Annotated in this window: 17 protein-coding genes; 7 read left to right on the top strand and 10 right to left on the bottom strand. The window is 58.9% G+C overall.

The genetic code is table 11. The features are described 5' to 3' along the window. Nucleotides 1-112 precede the first annotated feature (112 nt). The 4 genes from J2S67_RS00655 to J2S67_RS00670 are packed head-to-tail and all read right to left on the bottom strand — an operon-like array spanning nucleotide 113 to nucleotide 4272. A complete protein-coding gene (locus J2S67_RS00655) occupies nucleotides 113-1489 on the bottom strand; it encodes a short-chain fatty acid transporter (RefSeq protein WP_310245318.1) in 1377 nt (458 codons plus the stop codon). Then, the gene (locus tag J2S67_RS00660; protein WP_310245320.1) at nucleotides 1486-2460 is read right to left on the bottom strand and encodes a 3-hydroxyacyl-CoA dehydrogenase; all 975 of its coding nucleotides are present in this window, start codon (nucleotides 2458-2460) and stop codon (nucleotides 1486-1488) included. The genes J2S67_RS00655 and J2S67_RS00660 overlap by 4 nt, the downstream gene beginning before the upstream one ends. Further along, the gene (locus J2S67_RS00665; RefSeq protein WP_310245322.1) at nucleotides 2453-3166 is read right to left on the bottom strand and encodes an SDR family NAD(P)-dependent oxidoreductase; all 714 of its coding nucleotides are present in this window, start codon (nucleotides 3164-3166) and stop codon (nucleotides 2453-2455) included. The genes J2S67_RS00660 and J2S67_RS00665 overlap by 8 nt, the downstream gene beginning before the upstream one ends. Before the next feature lie 41 nt (nucleotides 3167-3207). Beyond that, nucleotides 3208-4272, bottom strand: a complete 1065-nt coding sequence (locus tag J2S67_RS00670) for a cyclase family protein (protein WP_310245324.1) — start codon at nucleotides 4270-4272, stop codon at nucleotides 3208-3210. 373 nt (nucleotides 4273-4645) lie between these two features. Here J2S67_RS00670 and J2S67_RS00675 point away from each other — a divergent pair, with 373 nt between their 5' ends. Continuing rightward, nucleotides 4646-6226: a GMC family oxidoreductase gene (locus J2S67_RS00675; RefSeq protein ID WP_310245327.1), complete on the top strand. Its 1581-nt coding sequence runs from the start codon at nucleotides 4646-4648 to the stop codon at nucleotides 6224-6226. A 141-nt stretch (nucleotides 6227-6367) separates the two neighbouring features. On the opposite strand, the gene J2S67_RS00680 is transcribed toward J2S67_RS00675, so the two are convergent. Next, nucleotides 6368-7891: a short-chain fatty acid transporter gene (locus tag J2S67_RS00680; RefSeq protein WP_310245329.1), complete on the bottom strand. Its 1524-nt coding sequence runs from the start codon at nucleotides 7889-7891 to the stop codon at nucleotides 6368-6370. Nucleotides 7892-8620: 729 nt separating this feature from the next. On the opposite strand from J2S67_RS00680, the gene J2S67_RS00685 reads away from it, so the two are divergent. The 3 genes from J2S67_RS00685 (at nucleotide 8621) to J2S67_RS00695 (ending at nucleotide 11187) form a co-directional block, all read left to right on the top strand. Then, nucleotides 8621-9220, top strand: coding sequence for a Panacea domain-containing protein (locus tag J2S67_RS00685; protein ID WP_239445900.1), 600 nt, complete (start codon nucleotides 8621-8623; stop codon nucleotides 9218-9220). Then, complete coding sequence (locus J2S67_RS00690; RefSeq protein ID WP_310245332.1) at nucleotides 9217-9603, top strand: type II toxin-antitoxin system PemK/MazF family toxin; 387 nt, start codon at nucleotides 9217-9219, stop codon at nucleotides 9601-9603. The genes J2S67_RS00685 and J2S67_RS00690 overlap by 4 nt, the downstream gene beginning before the upstream one ends. 1353 nt (nucleotides 9604-10956) lie before the next feature. Then, the gene (locus J2S67_RS00695) at nucleotides 10957-11187 is read left to right on the top strand and encodes an amphi-Trp domain-containing protein (RefSeq protein WP_239445902.1); all 231 of its coding nucleotides are present in this window, start codon (nucleotides 10957-10959) and stop codon (nucleotides 11185-11187) included. A gap of 130 nt (nucleotides 11188-11317) precedes the next feature. On the opposite strand, the gene J2S67_RS00700 is transcribed toward J2S67_RS00695, so the two are convergent. The 3 genes from J2S67_RS00700 to J2S67_RS00710 form a co-directional block, all read right to left on the bottom strand. Next, nucleotides 11318-11884, bottom strand: coding sequence for an NADPH-dependent FMN reductase (locus J2S67_RS00700; RefSeq protein WP_239445903.1), 567 nt, complete (start codon nucleotides 11882-11884; stop codon nucleotides 11318-11320). Nucleotides 11885-12538: 654 nt separating this feature from the next. After that, nucleotides 12539-15208 carry a YhgE/Pip domain-containing protein gene (locus J2S67_RS00705; RefSeq protein ID WP_070508065.1) on the bottom strand — a complete coding sequence of 890 codons (2670 nt, stop codon included), beginning with the start codon at nucleotides 15206-15208 and terminating at the stop codon, nucleotides 12539-12541. An 18-nt stretch (nucleotides 15209-15226) separates the two neighbouring features. Beyond that, the gene (locus J2S67_RS00710) at nucleotides 15227-16009 is read right to left on the bottom strand and encodes a TetR/AcrR family transcriptional regulator (protein WP_310245340.1); all 783 of its coding nucleotides are present in this window, start codon (nucleotides 16007-16009) and stop codon (nucleotides 15227-15229) included. A 358-nt stretch (nucleotides 16010-16367) separates the two neighbouring features. Between J2S67_RS00710 and J2S67_RS00715 the strand changes: the two genes are divergently transcribed. Continuing rightward, complete coding sequence (locus tag J2S67_RS00715) at nucleotides 16368-17384, top strand: DUF808 domain-containing protein (RefSeq protein ID WP_310245342.1); 1017 nt, start codon at nucleotides 16368-16370, stop codon at nucleotides 17382-17384. Nucleotides 17385-17641: 257 nt separating this feature from the next. Here J2S67_RS00715 and J2S67_RS00720 read toward each other — a convergent pair whose 3' ends face one another. Together J2S67_RS00720 and J2S67_RS00725 are read right to left on the bottom strand one after the other, a co-directional pair. Then, the gene (locus J2S67_RS00720) at nucleotides 17642-18499 is read right to left on the bottom strand and encodes a cytochrome c biogenesis CcdA family protein (protein WP_310245344.1); all 858 of its coding nucleotides are present in this window, start codon (nucleotides 18497-18499) and stop codon (nucleotides 17642-17644) included. 96 nt (nucleotides 18500-18595) lie between these two features. Further along, on the bottom strand, nucleotides 18596-19480 hold the full coding sequence (locus tag J2S67_RS00725) for a DsbA family protein (RefSeq protein WP_310245346.1): 885 nt from the start codon (nucleotides 19478-19480) through the stop codon (nucleotides 18596-18598). 194 nt (nucleotides 19481-19674) lie between these two features. Between J2S67_RS00725 and J2S67_RS00730 the strand changes: the two genes are divergently transcribed. Beyond that, a complete protein-coding gene (locus J2S67_RS00730; RefSeq protein WP_052048496.1) occupies nucleotides 19675-21402 on the top strand; it encodes a BCCT family transporter in 1728 nt (575 codons plus the stop codon). A 434-nt stretch (nucleotides 21403-21836) separates the two neighbouring features. Continuing rightward, nucleotides 21837-23369, top strand: a complete 1533-nt coding sequence (locus J2S67_RS00735; protein WP_310245353.1) for an ABC transporter substrate-binding protein — start codon at nucleotides 21837-21839, stop codon at nucleotides 23367-23369. Nucleotides 23370-23391: the final 22 nt, after the last annotated feature.

Genomic DNA, 23391 nt, shown 5'->3' on the forward strand with positions numbered 1-23391 from the left:
TTGAAGCGGTGCTGGTGTTCAAGAGGCGCTGGTGGGCGTGCAACGGAGCGGGGGTTGTCGCGACCCATCGCGACAACCCCCGCTCCGTTAGCTTAGAAAGCTTCCTTCCGGTTTAGGCGAGCATGAAGCCCCACACCAGAACCGATACTGCGAAGATGATTCCGAGCACGATGAGGATCAGGACCATATAGCCCATCACGTCGCGCAGCTTCAGCCCGGAGATAGCCAGCACTGGCAGGACCCAGAACGGCTGAACCATGTTGGTCCACTGGTCACCGATCTGCACCGCAACCGCGGTCGCAGCGTGATCCGCGCCAAGCGCCGCCGCGGCCTCCGCCATGACCGGTCCCTGGACTGCGAACTGACCGCCACCAGACGGCATCAAGATGTTCAAAATACCGCCAGAAATGAACGACCAGAACGGCAGAGTTTCCGCGCTAGCGAACGTACCGAACGCGTCAGCGAGCGCAACAGCCAAACCGGACGCGCTCAAAATACCCATGATGCCCGCATAGAACGGGTACTGGATGATGATGCCGGCAACAACCTTGATGCCATCGTTAACTGCCGCGAGGAACGCGGAGGGCCGCATGAACAGCAGGATTCCGATGAACAGGAACATGAAGTTCACCGTGTCCAAGTTCAGCGTGCCGCCCTTGACGAAATAGCGGACTGCGAACAGCATCGCAATCAACCCGAAACCAATCCCCACAACGCGGGAGTTGTTCAAACGGCTAGCAATAGTAGGGGTGCTTTCCTGCACGGGCTTCACCGAAACCGCAGGGAAGTCTTCGCGGTTGATCTCGCGGACCTTCGCCGGATCTTTCGGGTGTAGCAACATGTTGAAGATCGGCAAAATGATGAACACAGCGAGGTTCGTCAGTAGCAGGTACGGGGAGAACAGGGTATCCGTCAGCGGGATCAGACCAACCTGTTCCTCCATGAAGTTGCCAGGAGTCGCGAGCAACAGCGGAACAGAACCAGACAAGCCGATGCCGTACACAGCGAACCCGGAATAGCCGGCCGCAATCGCAAGCGGATAGTGCAGGCCCTTAACGTTCATCGCGAGCTTCTGCGCAACAATGCCGCCCATGACCAGGCCGAAGCCCCAGTTCAACCACGAACCGATACCGCCCACCAGCGTCGCTGCAACAATAGCGGCACGCGGCGAGGAGATCTTCGAGGTCAGCACGTCCAGGAAGCGGTCCACCGGCGGAGTCTTAGCGAGCACGTAGCCCGCCAACAGAACCACGGTCATCTGCATCGTGAAGGAAAGCAGACCCCAGAAGCCTTCGCCCCAGTAATCAACAACCTGGAACGGGCTGGAACCCTGGAAAATAATCGCCAGAATCATCGTCAAGACCGTCAAGATCATGGCGATCACGAGCGGATCCGGCAAATACCGGTCCATCAAATTAGAGAAAAACTGGGCCGTCGCTTCGAGCGGTCCACGCCTCCGTTTTACGGTTTGAACCTCATTGTTCATCATTTCCCCAAGGGCTTATTGAGTGATTTTTGCTTTAGAAGTTGTTCATCGCGCCATAGGACGCGCTGTTCCCAGTCGCTTGGCGAAAGTAGCTCGCCGCGTTGGCGCACCACCTCCGCGACAAGGTCCTCAGTCCACGGTGTCCTGTCACCAATGTCATGTTCCATGCGCTGATACGACGGGCCCATGCGTTCAGCGTGCGCGGCGATACCGCCGCGAGTGTTGAGGTCCACCGTCTCGAAAGGCCCCATGAAAGCCCAACGGCGCCCCAAACCGTCGCGGACCACTTTGTCGATGTCGTCGACGTCCGCAACGCCCTCCCGCACGAGCGCGTAGGCTTCCCTTAGCACAGCACCCTGGAGTCGGTTGAAGAGGAATCCCTCAATCTCCTTGTGCAGAACCACAGGTGAAAGCCCCGCTTGGTCATAGAGCGCACGAGCCCGCTCAACCACGGCGGGGGAGGTGGCAGGGTTAGGGACCAATTCGATCACCGGGATCGCGTATGGCGGGTTACCTGGGTGGGCCACCAGCGTCTGCTCCTCGATGCCGGTTCCTGCCGCGGATTTCGACGTCGGGATGAACGAAGTCGACGAGCACACAACGCAGTCCTCAGAGATCAGCTGAGCGAGTTCACTGAACAGTGAACGCTTCATCTCAAGCTTCTCCGGGATGCATTCCTGCACTAACGCCGCGCCGGCAGCCGTTTCCTCGAGGCGCCCAGTGGTGGTCACGAGTTCAACCAGGGCAGCAATATCGCCGTCGAAGAGGCCGTGCTTCTGCAGCAGCTCGCCGCGTTCGCGGATCTCCCGCGGAATCGCGTTCCGTCGCTGCTCCGCAGGCTCAAAAATAGAAACCTGGGTCCCCGCCTGCGCAAAAACCACAGCGAAAGCAACCCCGATGGAGCCGCCACCAACCACCGCGACGCGTGCCTTGGTCACGGCGCCGGCTGAAGATGCGTTCTGTTGATTAGTCATGGTGTGCTCCTACAGTCATGCCGCCACATACATACAAGGTCTGGCCGGTGATGAAGCCGGCGTCAGTACTCAGCAAGAAGGCGGCGGCGTGGGCGACGTCGTCGGGCGTTCCCATACGGCCAACCGGGATGCTGTTGACGATCGCCTTAGTACGCTCAGAGTCCGCTGGGTTCGCGTTCATGAACAGCTCAGTGGCGATAGGCCCCGGTGCTACGGCGTTCACCGTGATGCCCTGCTTACCTTCCTCGAGCGCCCACGTGCGGGTCATGCCCTGCAGACCGGCCTTCGTCGCGGAATACGCGGTGCGTAACTCCTTACCCAGAGCCGCGCGCGACGCGATATTCACGATCCGGCCGAAACCAGCCTCACGCATCCCCGGCACCAACGCCTGAGCGCACAAGAAAGCGCTCCGCAGATTGAGGGCAACAGCGTTATCAAACTCTTCGACCGTCTGATCGCTGAGAGAGTTCGCGAAAACCGCGCCAACATTATTGACCAGGCGGGTAATCGGGCCGCCGGCAAGCGCCTGCTCCAAGGCAGCGCGAGTGGATTCCGGGTCGGAAAGATCGCAGTGAATAGCGTCGTCGCCGGCGCGATCCAGGATGACTGTTTCGTAGCCGGCCTCGTGGCATTTCTTCGCGATCGCGGCACCAATACCGTTGGCCCCGCCAGTAATCAGGACACGTTCAGGGGTAGCAGTAGACATCAGCAAGCCTTCTCAAATAGGGGAGTGGAAGTTCGTGGGAGCTAGATCGTGGCTATCGGGTTGAGCGGCGAACCTGCCGCTCCAGGAAGGTGAAGTGGCGGAGCGGTGAGCAGGAACGCGCTTCGGCCAGCCTCGCGCAAGGCGTGGGCTAGCTCTTGGGTGTACCAGAGCTCTCCGAGCGGAACCCCGAGTTTGAAAAGGCAATGCTCGTGGAGCGGAAGGATCGCGGCAGGCCCCTCAACCGGCAGTGCTGGATACAACTCAACCGCGGTGTTATCCGCAGCGATTGCGGCAATGCCCGCATCAGTAATCCACTGCAGTAACCGCTGATCCCGCCCATCGAGCCCAGCACCCAGCGATTCGAGCTTCTGCGCATCGGGCTCGCCGCCCATCGCCATCAGTTCCGTCGCGAACCCGGTGTGGACCACCAGAATGTCGCCCGGGCGGATATCCAGCTGATCTTCCTTGAGGATTCGTTGCAGGTCCTCGAAACCGACCGGTTTCTGGTCGCGGCCCAGGTGCTTCTCCAGGTCCACCAGAACCGCGCGTCCTTGGATAGGGTGCTGCGCCATCGAATGGATGCCGAGCGGGCCGAAATCGGCCGTCGATGTGGACGGATCAGTGATGCTGCAGTCTTCCGGACGCTCTGGAGCGTGCACATCAGTTCCAGCCCGGTAGCCGTTGTAATAGACGGGCTCCGGGACGCCGTCACCGTCCGCATCGAACATAGACCCAGCATGAGCCAGCGAATCCCATTGAGTTGAATACTGATTGTGCAAGATCACGAGGTCATCATTGAGCACGTCCGTTGCGCCATCATGCACCTGGCTCACCTGACAGTTCGCGTTCACGAGACCGTTGCGTAAATTAGGTCGGTGTACCGGCGGCAAACGGTTCGGGTTCAACACGGTGCCGCCAGGCAAAGTGAGCGGAAGGCTCAGCGAAAAGGTGCGGTAGTCCCGGACTTCGGCGAAGCCCTCCCGGACCTTCTCAGGGGTGAGCAGATTCAGGCGTCCAAGCACATCGTCGGGTCCGAAGTCACCCCAGGTGGAGCCTTCAGGCTTCGCCACCCAGCGGTTGTTTTCTGTGTTGCGGTGCGTAGCCATAGAACCTCCATTTATATGCGTCTGCTTCAAGTTCTAAGCGATTTATGCAAGAACTGTCTAATTGTTTGTGCATATGAATCTTGATTAAAAACCTATGACGCCCAGGGCTGAGTGCCTCATGCCTGTTTGACCGCGAAATCACACGATTCTTCGGCGGGTACATGGGAAGGTTCTGGTGGGTGATAGGGGGCCGAGCTGACGTAACCCCCGTCACGAAAGCGAAACAAAACCGAGGCGTAAAGGGCTCTTCAGTGCCAGGTGCGATCACTTCTGTAAAGTGACATAGGTCACAGGGTTTTCGGTTGGTGTACCGAAGTTGGAGTACCGAACGGTGCAACTGCCGTAGCCATGGCTTACTTCGCAGGAGACATCCATGTCAGAACACAACACTGAAACGAGCACCTATCGCGCAACGGATTGCCTCGTCATCGGCGCAGGCTCAGCAGGCTCCGTCATCGCCCGCCGCCTCCTCGACGCCGGGCACACCGTCACCGTCGTAGAAGCTGGCGGTCAGGACGCCAACCCGGACATCGACGACGTCTCCCGCCTTGGCCTGCTCTGGAGTGGGCCACACGACTGGGACTTCGCTACCACCCCACAAGCCAACGCCGCCAACCAGCAGATCCAGATCCCGCGCGGCAAGGTCCTCGGCGGATCCCACGCACTCAACGCAACCATCTGGGTTCGCGGTGCTAAAGAAGACTTCGACGGCTGGGCCACCGAACACGACTGCGCTGGCTGGGGTTGGGACGACGTCCTCCCATACTTCAAAGCCATCGAAAACTATCCCGAAGGCGACCCGGAAACCCGCGGACACGACGGCCCGCTCGACGTCCGTACCGACTACTCTCGCCACCCCATCCAACAGGCCATGTATGACGCGGCCGTCGCCGCCGGCATGCCAGAGAACCCGGACTACAACTCCGGTGAGGAAGACGGCGTTGCATGGATGCAGCTGAACATCCGCGACAAGAAGCGCTTCAACACGTGGCGCGCCTACCTCAAGCCCGAGGCCGACAACCCAAACCTGCAACTCATCACCAACGCAGAAGTCGAGACCCTGACCCTGGACGGCAAGAAGGTGACCGGTGCGCGGGTTATCGTGAACCGCGACGGCGCTGAAGAGACGGTAGATCTTGTTGCGGGGGAGACGGTGCTCGCCGCGGGCGCGTTGGGTTCCCCGGTCGTACTGATGCGTTCGGGTATCGGCCCGGCCGACCACTTGAAAGAGGCCGGGGTCGATGTGGTGCACGACCTTCCGGGCGTCGGCCAGAACCTGCACGACCACCTGCTTTCTCCGGTGGTGTGCACTACCGAAAAAGAGCTGCCGCCAGTGGTTGAGGCGGCCGCCCAGGTGCACTTCTTTGCGAAGTCCTCGCCTGACCAGCCAGTGGTGGACACCCAGCCGATCTTCTTTAGCGTGCCTATGTACACGCGTCACGCGGCGTTCTCGATGACCGGCCCCGACGCCGGCTTCTCACTGTTGGCGGGGATTGTGCGGCCGAAGTCCCGCGGCTCCATCAAGCTCACCGGCCCAGGCGTCAAGGACCCGTTGGAGATCGACCTCTCCGCTTACGAGCACCCTGACGACCTGGAGGCGATGAAGTTCTCGCTCCGCCAATGCCGCGAGATCGCGTCGCAGCCACAACTGACCGAAGAGTGGGGCGCCACGGAACTGTATCCGGGACCTGAGGTCACCGATTCTGACGCCGACCTTGAAGAGTACATTCGCGCAACCAGCACCACCTACCACCACCAGGTTGGAACCTGCGCGATGGGAACCGGCGAGGACGCCGTCGTGGACCCGGAGACCTTCCGCGTCTATGGCGTTGACGGCTTGCGCGTTGCCGACGCAAGCATCATGCCAGTCGTCACCTCCGGCAACACCAACGCGCCATCCGTGATGATCGGCGAGAAAGCCGCAGCCCACATCACCGGCAAGCAACCGTTCTAGGAGCGTTCTGTTCTAGAACCTTTCTGTTCTACAACCGTTGCCGGCGCAGATACCGAAGTGGGGGTTGTCGCGACGCATCGCGACAACCCCCTCTCGTTCGTTTAGTTAGCTGCGTTGGAGACACAGCCTCGGGCCGGTGGGTTAGGTGAGCATGAAGCCCCACACCAGAACGGAAATCGTGTAGATAATTCCGAGCACCACGAGGATCAGCACAAGGTAGCCCATCACGTCACGCAGCTTGAGCCCGGAGATCGCGAGCGCGGGCAGAATCCAGAACGGCTGGATCATGTTGGTCCACTGGTCACCAATCTGAATAGCCATCGCTGTGGCGGCCTGGTCCGCGCCCAGCGCGGTCGCGGCTTCCGCCATCACCGGTCCTTGCACGGCGAACTGGCCGCCGCCCGAAGGCATGAAGATGTTCAGGAAACCAGCGGAGATGAATGACCAGAACGGCAAGGACTCCGCGGTCGCGAACGCTCCGAACGCATCCGCGACAGCGACAGCCAAACCAGTCGCGCTCAAAATAGCCATGATGCCGGCATAGAACGGGTACTGGACGATGAGGCCAGTAACAATCTTGACGCCATCATTCACCGCTGTGAGGAAAGCCGATGGGCGCGTGAACAACAGGACAGCGAGGAACAGCAGCATGAAGTTCACCATGTCCAGATTCAACGCTCCACCCTTGAGGAAGTAGCGGGCCGCGAACACCATCGCGATCAACCCGAAACCAATCCCAACAACCCGGGAATCATTCAACCGGCTAGCAATAGTTGGGACATCATCCTGCGCAGGCTTCGCCACTACCGTGCCGTAAGCGGCCCGGTCAATCTCACGAACCTTCGCCGGGTCCGTGGGGTGCAACAGCATGTTGAACAGCGGCAAAATAACGAGCGTCGCCAACGTTGTCAGCAACATCTGCGGGGTGAAAACCGTCTCCGACAACGGGATCACACCCACCTGTTTCTCCATAAAGCTGCCAGGCGTAGCCAACAGCAGCGGGACTGGAGCCGAAATCCCAAAACCAAAAACAGCAAAACCCGAATAGCCCGCAGCGATAGCGAGTGGATAATGCAAGCCCTTAACGTTCATCGCGAGCTTTTGCGCAACAATACCGCCCATCACCAGGCCGAAGCCCCAATTCAGCCAAGAACCAACGCCAGCAACCACAGTTGCCGTGACGATAGCGACGCGCGGCGAATAAATCTTAGATGCCAAGCTATCCAGGAAACGATCCACCGGTGGTGTCTTCGCGAGCACATAACCCGACAACAGCACCAAAGTCATCTGCATTGAGAAGGCCAACAGGTCCCATAAACCTGCGCCCCAGTAATCGACAACCTTGAGTGGGCTGGTGCCGCGAACTATGACCGCTAAAGCCATCGTTGCGACCGTCAAGAATATTGCTATGACGAACGGATCCGGTAGATATCGATCCATCAGATTCGAGAAGAACTGGACCGCCGCTTCAAGCGGGCCGCGCCTCTTCCGTCTGGCCTGTATTTGACTGGACTGTATTTGGTTGGTCTTTAGTTGTGTGGTTTCTGTTCGTGTTTGTGTTTCCGTTTGTGCGGATTGTGTCTGCGTTGTCTGCAAGCCATCTTCCTCTGGTTCGGCTTGCTTTTGACGCTTCCGCTTGAGGGTTAGAACCCCATTTTTCATCATTCCCCCTAAGGGCTCGTTGAGTGTTGGTATTTACACACTTTCAACGCCGCGCGGCATCGCGTTAACGCCCGGTGAAGAAGACCCCTTTCCGTAGCTGCAAACTGGTATGCCGCGGACGTTGAGAAAGAGCGTATGCGCTGTGGGAGGGCGGGACGACGAACATGACGAAATGCAACGCGCCCCGGTCTGCTTGCGCAACGCCGCTACGCGGAACGTCCATTATCGGAGGGCCTGTTCGGAGATATCTGTCCGCGGAACGTCACCCATTGTTTCCCTGCGAGTGTTTCAATGGGTTCATGAGCGAGAAACTTTTTGAACACGAATCTGAAGAGTCCATGAGCCGTGAACAGGCCGCCGCCCGCCTGCGCGACCTCGCCGATGCGCTTGATGAGATTCTCGCCGTGGGTAAATGTTAGGCGCATCTTTAGTTAGTGCGTCCCTCCTAAGGCAGTCGGGAACACATCGATCGAGACCGCCCCGACGTGGGAGTCGTTCTTGAACGAGCACGCCTACTCTCACTGGAGAAGCGCTCTGCCCCTCATCGCCACCCAGACGAGTGCTCTGGTATATCCTCGTAGTCGGCGAGGGGCTCGGCAGCGCTGAAGGCGGGCACGCAGCACCCGACCGATTCTATAAACGTGGGTAACGGTTATTCGCCTATTAACGTGGTGATCCGAGGGGCAGTCTAATTCGGTGTTAGGCTTTAAGTATGCAGGGGAGGTGAAGTCGATGGACTACTTGTGGCAGTTTATTTCTTGGACTACCAGACGTGAGGCTGATGAGGCGCTTGCCCCCTCTATTACGAATATGAAGGCGCAGAAGTTGGCCTATCTCGCGGAAAGTCTCTACGGACACTTGGAGTCTCGCGACCTTTCTGCAGGGGCGTTCCAGGCGTGGGAGCATGGTCCGGCCCAGCCAGAACTGTACCGGGCTATTAAATCTCGTGTTGGTGATAATCCTGCCGCTCCGTTGCCGCCTTTCTCGGGGGGTAATGCCCTTTCGAAGGATATTGAGGAAATCTACGAGGGGGTATGGGACAATTTCGGCGGAATGACTGCCAACCAGTTAAGAAACTTCACGCACACGTACGGCCCCTACGACCGTCATTATCGCCGCGATGTTCGAGACATCGACATTCCAAAGGACGAGATTCACGAAGCTTGGCCCGAGTTTATTAACGGCCTGCACATTTTCGAACGCTCGCCTGAAATGCGACGTCGGGTTGTGGCGCTCGCAAAGTTGCCCAGGACGGTTGCTTCCTCGCCAATGAGTGGGATCCATGGTGAAATAGTTCACGACGTCCTCGTGGGACCCTGTGTCGAGTCGTGAGTTTGTCGTTTCCGCTGGTTATCCGCCAAGGATGCCTTTATTACGTGAAAGATGAGAAAATTACCTTCATCTCCGAGGGTAAACGAACTCGGCACGCTACTCGTCGTCCGGTTCTAGTCGTCTCCCGTGACAACGTGAATGATGAAGACTCTTATGAGGCAGTTTTTGTATGCCCAATTTCTAGTGGAGGCAACTCATCGGACTTTGACGTTAAAATTGCGGCTTTTGAAGGTGGGCAGCGAAAAAAGAGCTGGGTGAGAGTCGAACACCTTCAGCGCTTGCTTAAGAACGACTTGGAAGCATGTCTGTCGCAGGACGGGATTTCAGCTGCCGCTTTGGAGAATGTTCTTGCTAACATCGCAGAAATGTTTTTTCCCCGATGAGCCCTCCGTGAGGAGGTATCTGGCGCCCTCTTCTCGAGCGGCCCGCGCTACTCCTGCATGCTAGGGGCGAGGTAAAGGGAATATCGACTACCTCCTATCGGTCTGGTCTTTTGTAGTGGGGGACTTGCTTGTGACTTCGGCACGATATTGAGTTTGCAGTGGGTGCGACGACTAGGTGAGGCTGGTTTCTGTGATCATCTCCACTGTGGCAGCGGGTCATAATTTGTTCAGTTCGTTTGAGTGTCGCTAGTGATATGTAGTATTTTGTTCTAGCTAACCCGGTGCCGATGGGCAAGTATTGAGTAGATAGTCGCGTGATGGAACGTGATGGAATCTTAAATCGGTATCCTGGTCTTGACATCTGTGCGCCGCTGGGGTCTACGGTTCCACTGTTCGGTGAGGTTGCCAGACCACGCTTTGTCCAGATCGGTTTGATGTTGCGATAAACGCCAAGAACTCGTGGCGACTCCCTCCAAAGAGGGGCAATCTGAGGTATTTTTGGTACCGTCGAGTTGACGAACCCACATAGGCTAGTGCCCAGGTGGGTGCATTACCGGGTTGTTGAATGACCGCCTGAAATGTCGCCAAGATATAGCCCATTGAATTTAGGATTTTCTCTTGGAGAGGTTCTTTATAAGGTGCGTGCGGTAACGCTGACAGGGTGCTTCAGACAATACTTCAGATATCGCGAAGTAACGCGAGCAGAAAAGTTAGAATTGATGCAACAAGAGAGGTAAAACTGCAGCATCAAGCGCACTGCCTGTTCGCTGAAGTTGCCGTGGTCTGGATAATAAAAATGGCCTTATGCAGAGCAACAACGCTTATCCGTTAAGGATTGGCGAACAGCTTTTTACGATGATGATGCCCGCAACATTCATCAGATTTGGTTGGAACCTGATGAGGTTTATGGTGCTCGGCAGATCACTGTAGAACATGCTGAGCGCTACTGCACTTCGGATAACAGGAAGCCGTTGCTAAGTGAATGCGCTTAATCGGGATAGAAGTGGTTCCGCGCGGCACCTTATCCCCCTGCTAACTGCCCAATCTACGCACAGGTTGCCTTATCCAAACCTGCTCAAGCACATATCCGAAACCGCTGGGCTGATCTGGATGTGGATGTTGGACTTTACCTATCTGCCCACCGGCGAACCCTGGTTGCACTTGTACACAGTCGACGAGAACCATTCCCACAGGGTCTGAGATCGGGCGATGAACAGCGTTCGCGGTGCACGCTTTGGTCGTAGTCCCTGGAGAAGGAACAAGTAATACGCGATTATGTTGCAGGGCCTGTTCGGGAAGTATCTGTCCGCGTAACGTCACCTTGCGTTTCCCTGCGAGTGCTTGAATGGGTTCATGAGCGAGAAACTGTTTGAACACGAATCCGAAGAGTCCATGAGCCGCGAGCAAGCAGCCGCCCGCCTGCGCGACCTCGCCGACGCGCTCGAACGCCAAAACAAGGTACGCGTCCAGTCCGGCGAAACCGACGTCATCGTAGACATGCCGGACCACGTCGGCTACGAATACGAAATCGAAGTCAAACAAGGCGGAAAGTCGGAGATCGAAGTCAAGATCTTCTGGAAGTAGGGCAGGCGGGGCGGACGCCTGAGAAACAACAGAGCCGCCTTAATACAACGATGCCGCCGTGCACTGAACATGCCAGTGCACGGTGGCATCACGCTTTTAGTTGCGGTCGCAGTCGCAACCGAAATAGCGGCTACGAACGCAGCGTGCGCATCGCGCCTTCAACTCGCTGCAGCTCTTCAAGCATCGTCTTCGCGGCGGCTACGTGATCCTCGGTGGCGATGAACTTGCCGTCCTCGAGGTACTTGCCGAAACCATGCAACGCGACCTGCTCCGTGAGCGGGAACAGCTTGAGCGTGGACGTGATCGGCTTCAACGTCTGCACCGCACGCATACCGCCCGAAGCGCCGCCGTAGCTCACAAAACCGAGCGGCTTGTAATGCCACTCAACCCACAGATAATCCAGGGCGTTCTTGATCGCGGCCGGGAAACCGAAGTTGTATTCCGGCATCACAAACACAAAAGCGTCCGAACCGTCCACGAGCTCCGACCACTTCTTAGTGTGCTCATGCTGGTAATCACGCAGGCGCGGATGCTTCGGCTCGTCCATCATCGGCAAGTTGATCTCGCCGAGGTCAGCAACCTGAACCTCAAACCCATCAAACTCGCGCGCGACCTTCTCAAACCACCGCCCGATCGGCAACGCCTTACGGCCAGGTCGGGTACTAGCAATCACGATGGTCAACGTCGGCTTAGCCACGAAAATTCCTCCCACAAAAGTTCAACAAAAGAATCAGCCCCAGAACATCCTAAAGGGGGCCTCCCACGCCGATGAGGTGAGTGCGGCGGGGAGCTGCGGCAAATGTCCGGGGCTAATTCCCGGTCATGGACCGGCCATCGATGAGAAGTGAGGAAAACGAGTGGCGACACTAGAAGCCTGGACTGGTAGAATTACATACAGCTCATCTGCCATGTGTAGACGGAGTATCTGGGCCGTCCGTTTCCGGGCGGCTCTCGCCTTTCACGCTTAAGTTTGCCCCATCGTAGGCCGGCTAGCCCGAGGAGCTCGGGTGGCATAACACCCGCGGTGCCGGGCCCGAATAGCTTCGGCGCGGGCTATGGTTTTCGTAAACACTCCACTCGTGGGATCGAAACCTACCTTCGCGACAAGGTCCCCACCATGTGCCGATGCGTCACCTGCAAAACCTGCGGCAAACCAACCTGGGCCGGCTGCGGCCAACACATCGAACAAGCGCTCGCCGGCGTCCCCAAATCACAACGCTGCCAAGGCCACGCCAGAGAACCAGCTAGCGGCGGCATCGCACGCTTCTTCAGCAAACTGTTCGGTCGCAACGAATAACAGCGCCGGCAAACACCGAGGTGCCGGCCAACACCGAGCCGCCGCTAACGCGGCCTACGCGTCGACGTCGGCTTCCGCCTCAGCCTTTGCTTTCGCCTCGGCTTCGGCTTTCGCTTGGGCGGCTTGCGCTTTCTTCTTCTCGCGCACCTTCCGCTTCGCCTTCTTCCGTGCCAACCGCAGCTTCTGCCGCTCGATCGCCCGAGCGCGCCGCTCAGCGGCCTCCGCCTTGATCTCGGCGTGCTCTTCCTTCATTCCCTCAATCGCAGAGGACTTACCGCCGCCCGGCAGGCCCGGCGCAAGGGTGGCCCAGTCACGCACAACCTCAACGCGGGTCACCAGGAAGCACGCGAGCACCAGCATCAGGAACCCGGCGATCAGCCACCCCATCAGGATGCTCGCCGCCACGGACGTACTGAGGATCACGCCGCCACCAATCAGGGAACGGAACGCCTCAACCGTGTACGTCATCGGCAAGTGCGGGTGAATATCGCGCAGAATCCCCGGCATCGTCTGCCACGGATACGTGCCGCCGGCGGAGGCGATCTGCAACACAACCAGGATCAACGAAAGGAACCGCCCCGGTGCCCCCAGCAGGCTCACAAGGCCCTGGTTCACCGCGAGGAACGCGAGCGAACCCAACGTCACCAGCCCCCACAACAGGAACGGGTGCGCCACCTCAAGACCGAAAATGAACTGCACGATGATGGTGATGATCGCCGCTTGAACGATCGCCATGATCGCCGCCCGGCTATAGGAGGCGAAGGCCATCTGAATGAACGAATACCACTTGCCGCGGTACTTACGCACCAAACGCTCAGGGATCGGCGCGAGCAGCATGAAGAACGCGATACCGCCAATCCACAACGCAAGCGACATGAAGTAAGGGCTCAAACCCGTACCGTTATTCGCCATCTGGTTGATGCGCTCCAGCTCGCCGGTCACGGGTGCTGAGTTCACCTCGGACAGCTTCTTCTTCTCATCCTTAGTGAACGCCGGAACCTTATCCGCACCGTCCTTCAAAGCATCGGTGAGCTCGCCGGAGCCATCCACAAGATCACCCAAGCCGCTGTTGAGCCGGTTGGATCCATCGTGGGCTTTCTGCGCGCCATCATCGAGCTTGCCGGCGCCCGCTTGCAACTGGTTCGTGCCATCCCACAGCTTGTTAGCGCCATTCGATAGCTGCCCGGCACCCGCATTCAGTTTGCCGATACCAGCCACCAACTCAGGTGCCTGCTGAGCCAACTGATGCGTGCCTTCCTTGAGCTGCTGAGCACCCTTGGCGAGCTCAGGGGACTTAGCCGCCAACTGGCCCAAACCATCCGAGAGCTTAGTCGCCCCCGTATTCAACTGGCTCGTTGCGGTGTTCAGCTCATTCGCGCCGCTCTTGATAGCGGCGTTACCGGCACGCAACTTCTGCAACAGGTCCCCCGGAACCAGCGGCTTCGAGCCACCAGACAAGCCCGCGCTCTGAGCGGCTTGCCGCACCGAATTGATACCCGCGCGAATATCAGCGGTGTCCTTTTGCGCTGTCGCAAGACGCTGTGCGAACTGAGGGTTCTCCTTCAGAAACTGCTGGAACTCCGGGGAGCCATTCAGATCCGTGAGGAAACCTTCAATCCGCTGTGCGGCCGGGTCCAGGTTGATCGTGACGTCCGGGGTCAGCGCCTCGAAATCTTTCTGAGCCTTCTCCAAGGCACCCAGCAGCTGATCATTCGCGCCAGTCAGGGTCTGCGCACCCTGATTCAGTTGAGTGATCTTGCTGTTGAGCTCACCCGTGCCTGAGCTCAACTGCTTCGAGCCCGCCGACAACTTCTGGATCGCATCGTTAGCATCACCGGCACCCTTGGCAAGCTTGCCGGCACCTGTATCCAGTGCCTTCGCCGCACCAGGCAGTGATGCCGTCTTGGAGCTCAACTCACCCAAGCCACCGGCGAGCTCGCTCGCGCCGCTCGAGAGCCTGCCCGCACCAGAGTTCAGCTCGCCCGAGGCACCACGCAAACTACGCGTACCATCGGCCAGCTGCAGAAGCCCCGAGCTCAACTCGCCTGAGGCATCGTGCGCTGTGGAGGCACCATCGGTGACCTTACCGGAACCATCCGCGGCCTCATTGAGAGAACCGTTGATGTCCGTGAGGCTCACATACACGTTCTCCAGGTATTCCTTAGCGAACTGGGAACGCAGCTCCGTGGTCAGCTTGTTCTCAACCGAGGAAGCGATCTGACCCATGATGTAGTTAGTCGAATCGTTGGTCTGGATCGTGATGTGCGCCGAGGCTGCATCCTCAATCGAGGCTTCCTTCTGAGAAGCCTTCGCCGCATGCGCCAGATGATCCGTGAACCCCTCCGGGATGGTCAACACCGCGAGCGCCCGACCATGATCCAACGCGTTCTTCGCCTCCGCCGCGGTGGCGGTGTCCCAGTTCAGGTTCTTGTCCGAATCACTCTCCATCAGCTTCTTAGTGAGCTCATCACCCACATTGATGGTCTTGCCCTTGACCTCCGCGGCGGAATCCTCATTCACGATCAACGCCGGAATATGGTTGAGGTTGCCCGTCGGATCCAAGTTGGAGAGGATCAGCATCGTCGCATAAATCAACGGGATACAGCCCACCGCAACCAAAGACACCGCGAGCCGGCCGTACTTCTTCAGGAAACCCTTGAAGCCGCCCGGCTGCGGTGATTCTTCCGACGGATGCTGTTGCTGTGACGGTGTGTTTGAAGCCATAAGTGTGAGCTCTTAAATCTAGGAAGTCTGAATGCTGGTAGCGTGCCCGGGCCGGTGTTGAGGCCATAGCACTCGTTGTGCGAGGTTTTGCAGGGTTGTGGCTAGCCGTTCCACGGTCTCGTCGCGGGTTCCGGTGAGCCAGCCGATCGCCGCGCCAGCGACCCCGTCGGAGACGAACTGCAGCTGTTGCGCCAAGCTTGGCTCGTTGGAATCAGTGTGGTGTTCCTCAAGCGGGGCGGGAGTCGCGAACGGGTTGTTCCCCGCGTCCAGCCCCTCCTCGTACGCGAACGCATTCCACAGTTGCCGCGCCAACGCGTGAGTGATCGCCTGCACCACCCGATAACTACTTGGCCCCTGGGTGACGTTGAGGAAGAAATCCCTATCTTCTTGCAGATGGTTCAGCAGGTTGCGGATCGCGTCCGCACTACGCCTAGTGCTTCCGTCTCTGTTGCTACCGGCGACGGGCCCGTCCTGCTCCCAAGCAGTGAACAGCAGCTGCTCGAGGTTGTGGACGGCGGCTGCCACGGTGAGCCCGGTCAGGTCACCGAAATGCTGATACAGCGTGGGCCGCGATGTGTGTGCTTCACGTGCAACCATGGACGCAGTGATCTTATCGATGGGTTGTTCCCGCAACAGCTCGGTCATCGCGGTGATCAGGGTGTCACGCGAACGCATGATGCGCGGGTCAACACCATCCGATGCCTTAGCGTCGGTCGCGTCGGTTTGTTCAGACTGCGCGGTCTGTGGCGCTGTCTGTTCACTGTGCGCGGCTTGTGCACACTGCACGGCGTTGATAGTCACGAGCCCCTCCACCAATCTCGTTGTCAATAACCTTATGTAGAGAACCGTTCGTACAGAACCACTTGTACTCAACCACGGTACATCTTACATCTGTAAAAGAGCCTACATGTGTGGGTTCGTCCAAAGCAACGGGTGTGAGACGCATCGCACCGTGCGTGAGTTCACTCTGGCCTGTACGGAAGTTCAGCCGAGCCAGTGCAGAAGTTCACTCGGGTCCGTGCGGTGCCGCATCGTTATCCAGCAGAGTGCAGTGCCGCGTGGGTAGCCAGCCTTGCTGGTGCAATAGTCTTGATCTCATCATTAGCTTTCGCGGTTGCTGCGTTCGCGGCATCCGCTGATCAGCCCCAAGGAGAATGCCATGGCCGGTGGGCTTGCCGCTTTGCTTGACGATATTGCCGCGATAGCGCGCGCCGCTGCCGCATCGTTGGATGATGTTGCCGCCGCAACCGGCAAGGCAACCGCGAAGGCCGCCGGCGTCGTCGTGGACGATGCCGCCGTGACCCCGCGCTATGTCCAGGGGATCACGCCGCAGCGCGAACTGCCGGTGGTGTGGAAGATCGCGCGCGGCTCCATCATCAATAAGCTTGTGATCATCCTGCCGCTCATCATGCTGATGAGCGAGTTCACGCCCTGGCTGTTGACCCCGCTACTCATGGTGGGTGGGCTCTTCCTGTGTTTTGAGGGCGCGGAGAAAATATGGGAAGTCATCCGGGGGCATTCGGAGGCGGAAAAACCGCCGGCGTCCTTCCAGGGTGCCGCGGAGGAGAAGCAGATCGTGCGGGGGGCGGTGCGCACTGACCTGATCTTGTCCGCTGAGATCATGGTGATCTCGCTGTCCGCGGTGGATGGAATGGGTTTCTGGATGCGCCTCATCTCGCTGATCGTGGTGGCGCTGGTCATCACGGTGGGCGTGTATGGCGTGGTCGCGTTGATCGTGAAAATGGACGATGTTGGCCTTGCTCTGGCCCGGAAGCCCGCGACCGAGAAGCTGGGTACCGGCATCGTTAAAGCGATGCCGGTGGTCATGAAGGTGCTTTCGGTTGTGGGTGTGGTCGCGATGCTGTGGGTCGGTGGGCACATCTTGTTAGTCGGGATGCATGACCTCGGTTTCCACCCCATCTATGAGTGGGTGCACCACGCTGAAACCGCGGTCGCCGCAGCAACCGGTGGTGCGGGCGCCGTGCTCGGCTGGCTCACCAACACGTTCTTCTCCGCAGTGCTCGGCTTGATTCTAGGGTCCGTTGTGGTCGCGGTAGTCGCCGGCGTTCATGCTGCGATGTCCGGCAAAGGTGGGAAGGCTGCGGCGGCTGGCGAGGCGGGTGCGCCTAGCGAGGGAGGCGCAACTGGTGAAAATGACACAGGTGTCATGGACTGATGTGCAGTCCCTAAGCGATGCGTAACGATGCAATAACGTTTCCTTCAAGCAGTGGATAAAGGTTGCTCGTTCGCATAGATTGGTTCACAGGTGGCGCACAGATGTTCGGCTGTGAGGCTGCCGCTGACCTAGGCGGATGCGCCTTGGAGATAAACAGCCCCGAAGCGGCGAATGACCCGCCGCGCCGGGGCTGTTTCGCATTTAAACAGTTGATGCATTGGGCCAGCTGACGCATGGGGCCGCGAGCCCCGCGTCGCTTACTGCTCGCCCCGCGCTTTCCCGCGGGCTTGCTCGCGGTTGCGTTCGCGTTGGAACCACCACCGTAGCAGCAACAAGGCGACTGTGATGATGAGGATGATGTCGATCCACACATCGGACAGCGCGGCAGCCTGGGTTTGGAGCCACATCTGAGTCTCCAACGGAACCAGCTGAGGCGCGGTCACCAAACCATTCGTCGTCCAGAAAAGAACACCCACGGCGATCATCAAAACACCCGTGATCACAGACACCACATGGAACTCACGTCCGGCAACCGTGAACGTGCGGCCCCGCAACACGCCACGGCCACGGGCACCGAGCCGCTGCCACAAAAGCGCGATCACAAACAACGGAACCACCATGCCCGCGCCATACACGGCCATCATGAACCCGGACATCCATGCACTACCCGAGGTCGCGGCAAGTGTGAGAACCGAACCCAGAATAGGGCCTGCACACGCCCCAGCCAGCCCCGAGGTCAACCCCAGCAACAGGCTCTTGATGAGCCCCGTGGCCATCGACGTCCGCTCATGCACCGCATCAGAGCCCGGGATCCAACGCGCAACATCGAACCCCAGCCCGAAAATCTGCAGCACACCCAAAACAATCAGCACGATGGCCGCCACAATGATCATAGACGTGCGGTACGCATTAAATAGCTGCGCCAGCGCACCCACACCAAGCCCCAGCGGGACCAGCACCGCGACCATGCCCACAAAGAACACGAGCGAATGCACCACCAGCCGCGCCCCGGAACCCACGACCGTCCCGAAATACGCTGGCAACAACAACGCCGAACACGGGCTCAACAACGCCAGAGTCCCGCCAATGAACGCGGCAACTACGCCAATATCCATGCGTCCCCTATGCCCTCACACTCAACGAACCTCACAGCAAGCAAACCTCGCAGCGAGCAAACCTTCACGGCCGGCAACCCTTCGTAGCCGGCCGGGCTACTCGGATTCCTGCTTCAGCTGCTCCTCGATTTTCAACTGCTCCTCGATGAACGCCTCAAACTGTTCCGTCGGCTGCGCGCCGCTCACGGGGCGGGTTCCAACAATGAACATCGGGGTTGAGGTCACACCAAGTTGTGCGGCACGCTGCTGATGCTGTGCCACCAGCTCCGCAATCTGCTTCGACCCCAAGTCAGCCTTGAACTTCTTAACGTCAAGCCCTAGCTCCTCAGCGATCTCCACCATCTTCTCTTCTGGGAAGCTCTTCATCGGCTCTCCACCCGGATACAGCGCCTTCTGGAACTCAAGGAACTTGCCCTGCTCGCCAGCGGCGGCCGCGGCACGCGCCGCTTTAACCGACTCCTCGCCGAATACGTTCGCCTCACGGAACTCTATCCGCAGCTTGCCCGGCTCAACATATTTCTCCATCAGAACCGGCAACGTCTTAGTGGTCCACAACGCGCAGAAACCGCACTGGAAGTCCGAATACATGATTATCTGCACCGGCGCGTCCGGCTCACCCACCGCCAACGTGTCATCAGGGTTGCGTTCCGGCAGCGACTTGATCAGCTCCAGTTGAGCCTCCTCCTCGCTGCTGCGCTCGCCCTGCTGCTTGCGTTGCTCATCGACCGCCGCGTCTTCCGCCGCATAATCCGGCGCGCCGCTACCGCTGTTGGAATTCGCGCCGCCGGAACCGCCGCGCAGGACCACCACCAACACCACAGCGATAATTGCCGCCACAATCACGATGCCGGGGAACAGATACTTACGCCACGCCGGCGCACTGTTAGTGGCAGCGGCAGGGGTGCTTCCGGCGGCATTCTCGGTAGGTTCCTGAGCGGCTTCCTGATTGGATTCCGATGGGGTAGGGGGCTGGTGCGACACGCGGGCTCCTTATGGGCTACGTAAATGAGGTAGAGGCGTGGCCTATTTTCCCACGTATGCAGAAAGGTGCAACTATTAGCTGGTAAAGCCTGAGTCGATTAAGCACGCACGATAAAGCCTCCGCTTGACCAAGTTGATGCCCTAGCATCACTGTAATCACGCGAGTGTCATAATCCATCTGCCATAATGCCTCTATGGCAAAAACAGCAACAACTGATACTGAAGCGCACGTACGCCCAGGTCAGGCATCACTCGTCAAGTGGGTTTTCTGGCCCACTGCTGTGATCGTGGTTGGCTTGTCGGTCATCACCATGATCAAGCCAAAGCTCATGGAAGTAGCGTTCCAATCCATCACATCGTGGATTACATCCAACTTCGGTTGGTGGTACGTGCTCCTAGCTTTCGTTTTCGTGGTGTTCTGCGTGGCGTTGGGATTGTCCAAGAAAGGCGACATCAAACTAGGGAGACCGGGCGATGAACCTGAGTTCTCGCTCATGTCCTGGTTCGCACTCCTCTTCGCAGCAGGCATGGGTATCGGCCTCGTCTTCTTCGGCGTCACCGAACCGATGTCCCACTTCGTTGAACCACGCCCAGGCGAAGACGTCTCCGGCGTCATCAGCGACTCCACCGAACACGGCGGGGAAGTAGCAACCACCACAGCGAATCGCGCACAATCCGCGATGGCAACCACGTTCCTTCACTGGGGCTTCCAGCCGTGGGCTATCTACGTCATCGTGGGTCTCTCGCTCGCGCTAGCGATCCACCGCCGCGGCCGCCCACTGTCCGTACGTTGGGGTCTGGAGCCGCTCTTCGGCGAAAAGCGCGTCAAGGGTGCGTTCGGTAACGTCATCGACGTCATCGCACTCGTCGGTACCGTCTTCGGTGTCTCCACTTCCCTCGGTTTGGGTGTCAACCAGATAACCGCAGGTATGGCCCACATGGGGTGGGTCGATGAATCCAACCCGTGGATCAAATACGTCCTGATCGCCGTGGTCACCGCCTGCGTCCTCTGGTCCGTACTCACCGGTGTTTCCAAGGGCATGAAATGGCTGTCGAACACCAACCTTGTGATCGCCGGCGGGCTGCTTCTGTTCTTGCTGATTGTCGGGCCAACCCAGTTCCTGCTCAAGGAATTCGTCCAGTCCATCGGCTACTACCTGCAGAACTACCTCGGCCTCTCCATGAACACCTCCGCCTTCCAGGGCGACGCCGGTGAAGCATGGCAGGCCGGCTGGTCCACGTTCTACTGGGGCTGGTGGATCGCCTGGTCGCCATTCGTGGGTGTCTTCATCGCACGCATCTCCCGCGGCCGCACCGTCCGCGAGTTCATCCTCGGCGTCATGGGTGTCCCTGCGACCATCACGTTCCTGTGGTTCGCGATCCTGGGCGGTAATGCGATCTACCGCGAAATTCACAAGACCCCAGGCTACGAATCGATCATCGGCCCAGACGGGGCCGTCGATTCGAACGCGGCACTATTCCAGATGCTCGCGCAAATCCCAGGCTCCGCAATGTTGATTGTGGGTGCGATGCTGCTGTCCGCGATCTTCTTCATCACCTCCTCTGACTCCGGTTCGCTCGTGATGGCGATGCTCGCAACCGGCGGCGACACCGAACCGCGTTCCTGGATTCGCGCGTTCTTCGCAGTCGCAACCTCCGTGCTTGCAGCAGCCCTGCTGATGGCGGGCGGACTCGAAGCGCTCCAGGCCGCATCGATCTCTGTGGCGCTACCGTTCTCGTTCGTCATGGTGCTACTAGCGATCGCTACCTGGAAATACCTCGGCGATAACGTGCGGCGCAACGAGAAACTGCGGCGTGAAGCGTTCATCGAAGAAATCGGTGAGGCATACGGTCTCGAAACCGAAGAAACCGGATCCGTCACCAAGAAATCAGACACGTGGTGGCGCGGCCTACGGAAATAGCTACAACACAGCACTAGCTTCACAACAGTTCCGATGAAGCTGTATCTGCAGTTCACATCAACAGCCCGCGTGGGGGAAGGCCAGGCCTTCCCCCACGCGGGCTTTAAACGGCCACGTAAAAAACACAGCCAACAGCAGGCTATGAACCGCTTTCCGGTAGGCTATTGTGCACTTGAATGCCCCGCGCATCGTAATGTTCCGCTCAGCACAATGCTTTGCTCTGCATTGAGAGCAAGCATCCCGTGAACGCGAGCCCGCGCCAATAGGCACAACACCGGCGCCCGCGCCCGCCGCGTCACGGACCACACTGAAAGGCCACAGCCATCAGACGCCCCGCACTGCTCCAGCGAGTCAAAGACGCCCGAGCCCAGCAGCATAACCAGGCCCGGCAGCGTAGCCAGGCTCGGCAGCACAACCAGGCCCAGCACACCCGGGTGCACGCACGCACCCAGACCGGCCGCCGTATCGGTGTGCTCGCGCGCATCACTGCCGTCATCGCGGCAGCAACGCTCACGCTCACCGCGTGCGGCGCCGGCGGCAGCAAGAGCGAGGGCGGGAGTAAGGACGCGGTCACCGTCGGCCTCACAGCCGCACCAGCGAACCTCGACTTCACCACCACATCGGGCGCTGCCATCCCGCAAGCGCTCATGACCAACGTGTATGAAGGGCTCGTGACCGTCAACCAAGAAGGCGAACTGGAACCACTGCTCGCCGAATCCTGGGACATCTCCAAAGACCGCACCGAATACACGTTCCACTTGCGCGAAGGCGTGAGGTTCTCCAACGGCACGGAATTCAACGCCGAAACCGCCAAGTTCTCGATCGAACGCGTCAAAAGCAAAGCGTGGAAGAACGGCCTCAAAGCCGGCATGGACGTCGTTAAAAAAGTTGAGGTCATCGACAAGAAAACCCTCAAAGTAACCCTCAAGCAGCCGTCCCAAGCATGGCTGTGGGACATGGCCACCCTCATCGGTGCGCAATTCGCGCCCGACGCGGTCGACAAACTCGCAACCGAACCCGTGGGCACCGGCCCGTTCACCGTCACCAAATGGGACAACGGCCGCACCCTCACCCTTGAAGCACGCGATGACTATTGGGGTGAGAAACCGGCATCCAAGAAAATCACGCTTCGCTACTTCGCAGACGCAACCACGGCAGCCAACGCACTCAAAACCGGCTCCGTGGACGCGATCCCGGCCTTCCAAGCCCCGGAACTCATTCCAAGCTACGAAAAGAACCCCAAATTCACGGTTCAACGCGGCACCACAACCGGCAAAGTCATGCTCGCGATGAACAACAAGAAACCGCCCTTCAACAAGCTGGCCGCACGCAAAGCGATCATGTACGGCATCGACCGTAAAGCCGTCATCGAATCCGCGTGGGGCGGCTACGGCGACCTGCTCGGCGCACCCGTGGTCCCAACCGACCCGTACTTCGAAGAGCTCAGCGGCGAATACCCCTACGATCCAGATAAAGCCGCCAAACTCGTCGAGGAAGCCGGCATCAAGGGTAAAACCGTGACCATCGCAACGCCATCGCTGCCGTATGCGACCGCTTCCGCGCAGGTCATCGTCTCTGACCTGAAAAAGATCGGTCTCAACGCCAAAATCGAACAACAAGAGTTCCCGGCCGTGTGGCTCGATAAGACCTACACCAAAGGCAACTACACGCTCTCAGTGATCGCCCACGTCGAACCTAAAGACCTGTTGAACCTGGTTCGCGGGGACTACTACTTCGGCTACGACGATTCCCGTATCGCGGAGCTACGCGCCTCCGCGGACGCTGGCGACGATAAAGAATACGTGCGCGATATGAAGAAACTCGTGCGCAAAGCCTTCGTCGAAGACGCCGCCGCCAACACGCTCTTCCTCATGGCCGGCATCACCGTCATGGCTGAAGACATCGAAGGCATGCCAAAGAACACGCCAACCACCGCACTCGATCTCACCAAGGTCCGCCACCGCTAATGCGCAAGCCAAACATGTGTGA

It is taken from the genome of Pseudoglutamicibacter albus (assembly GCF_031458175.1).
Taxonomy (GTDB): Bacteria; Actinomycetota; Actinomycetes; order Actinomycetales; family Micrococcaceae; genus Pseudoglutamicibacter; species Pseudoglutamicibacter albus.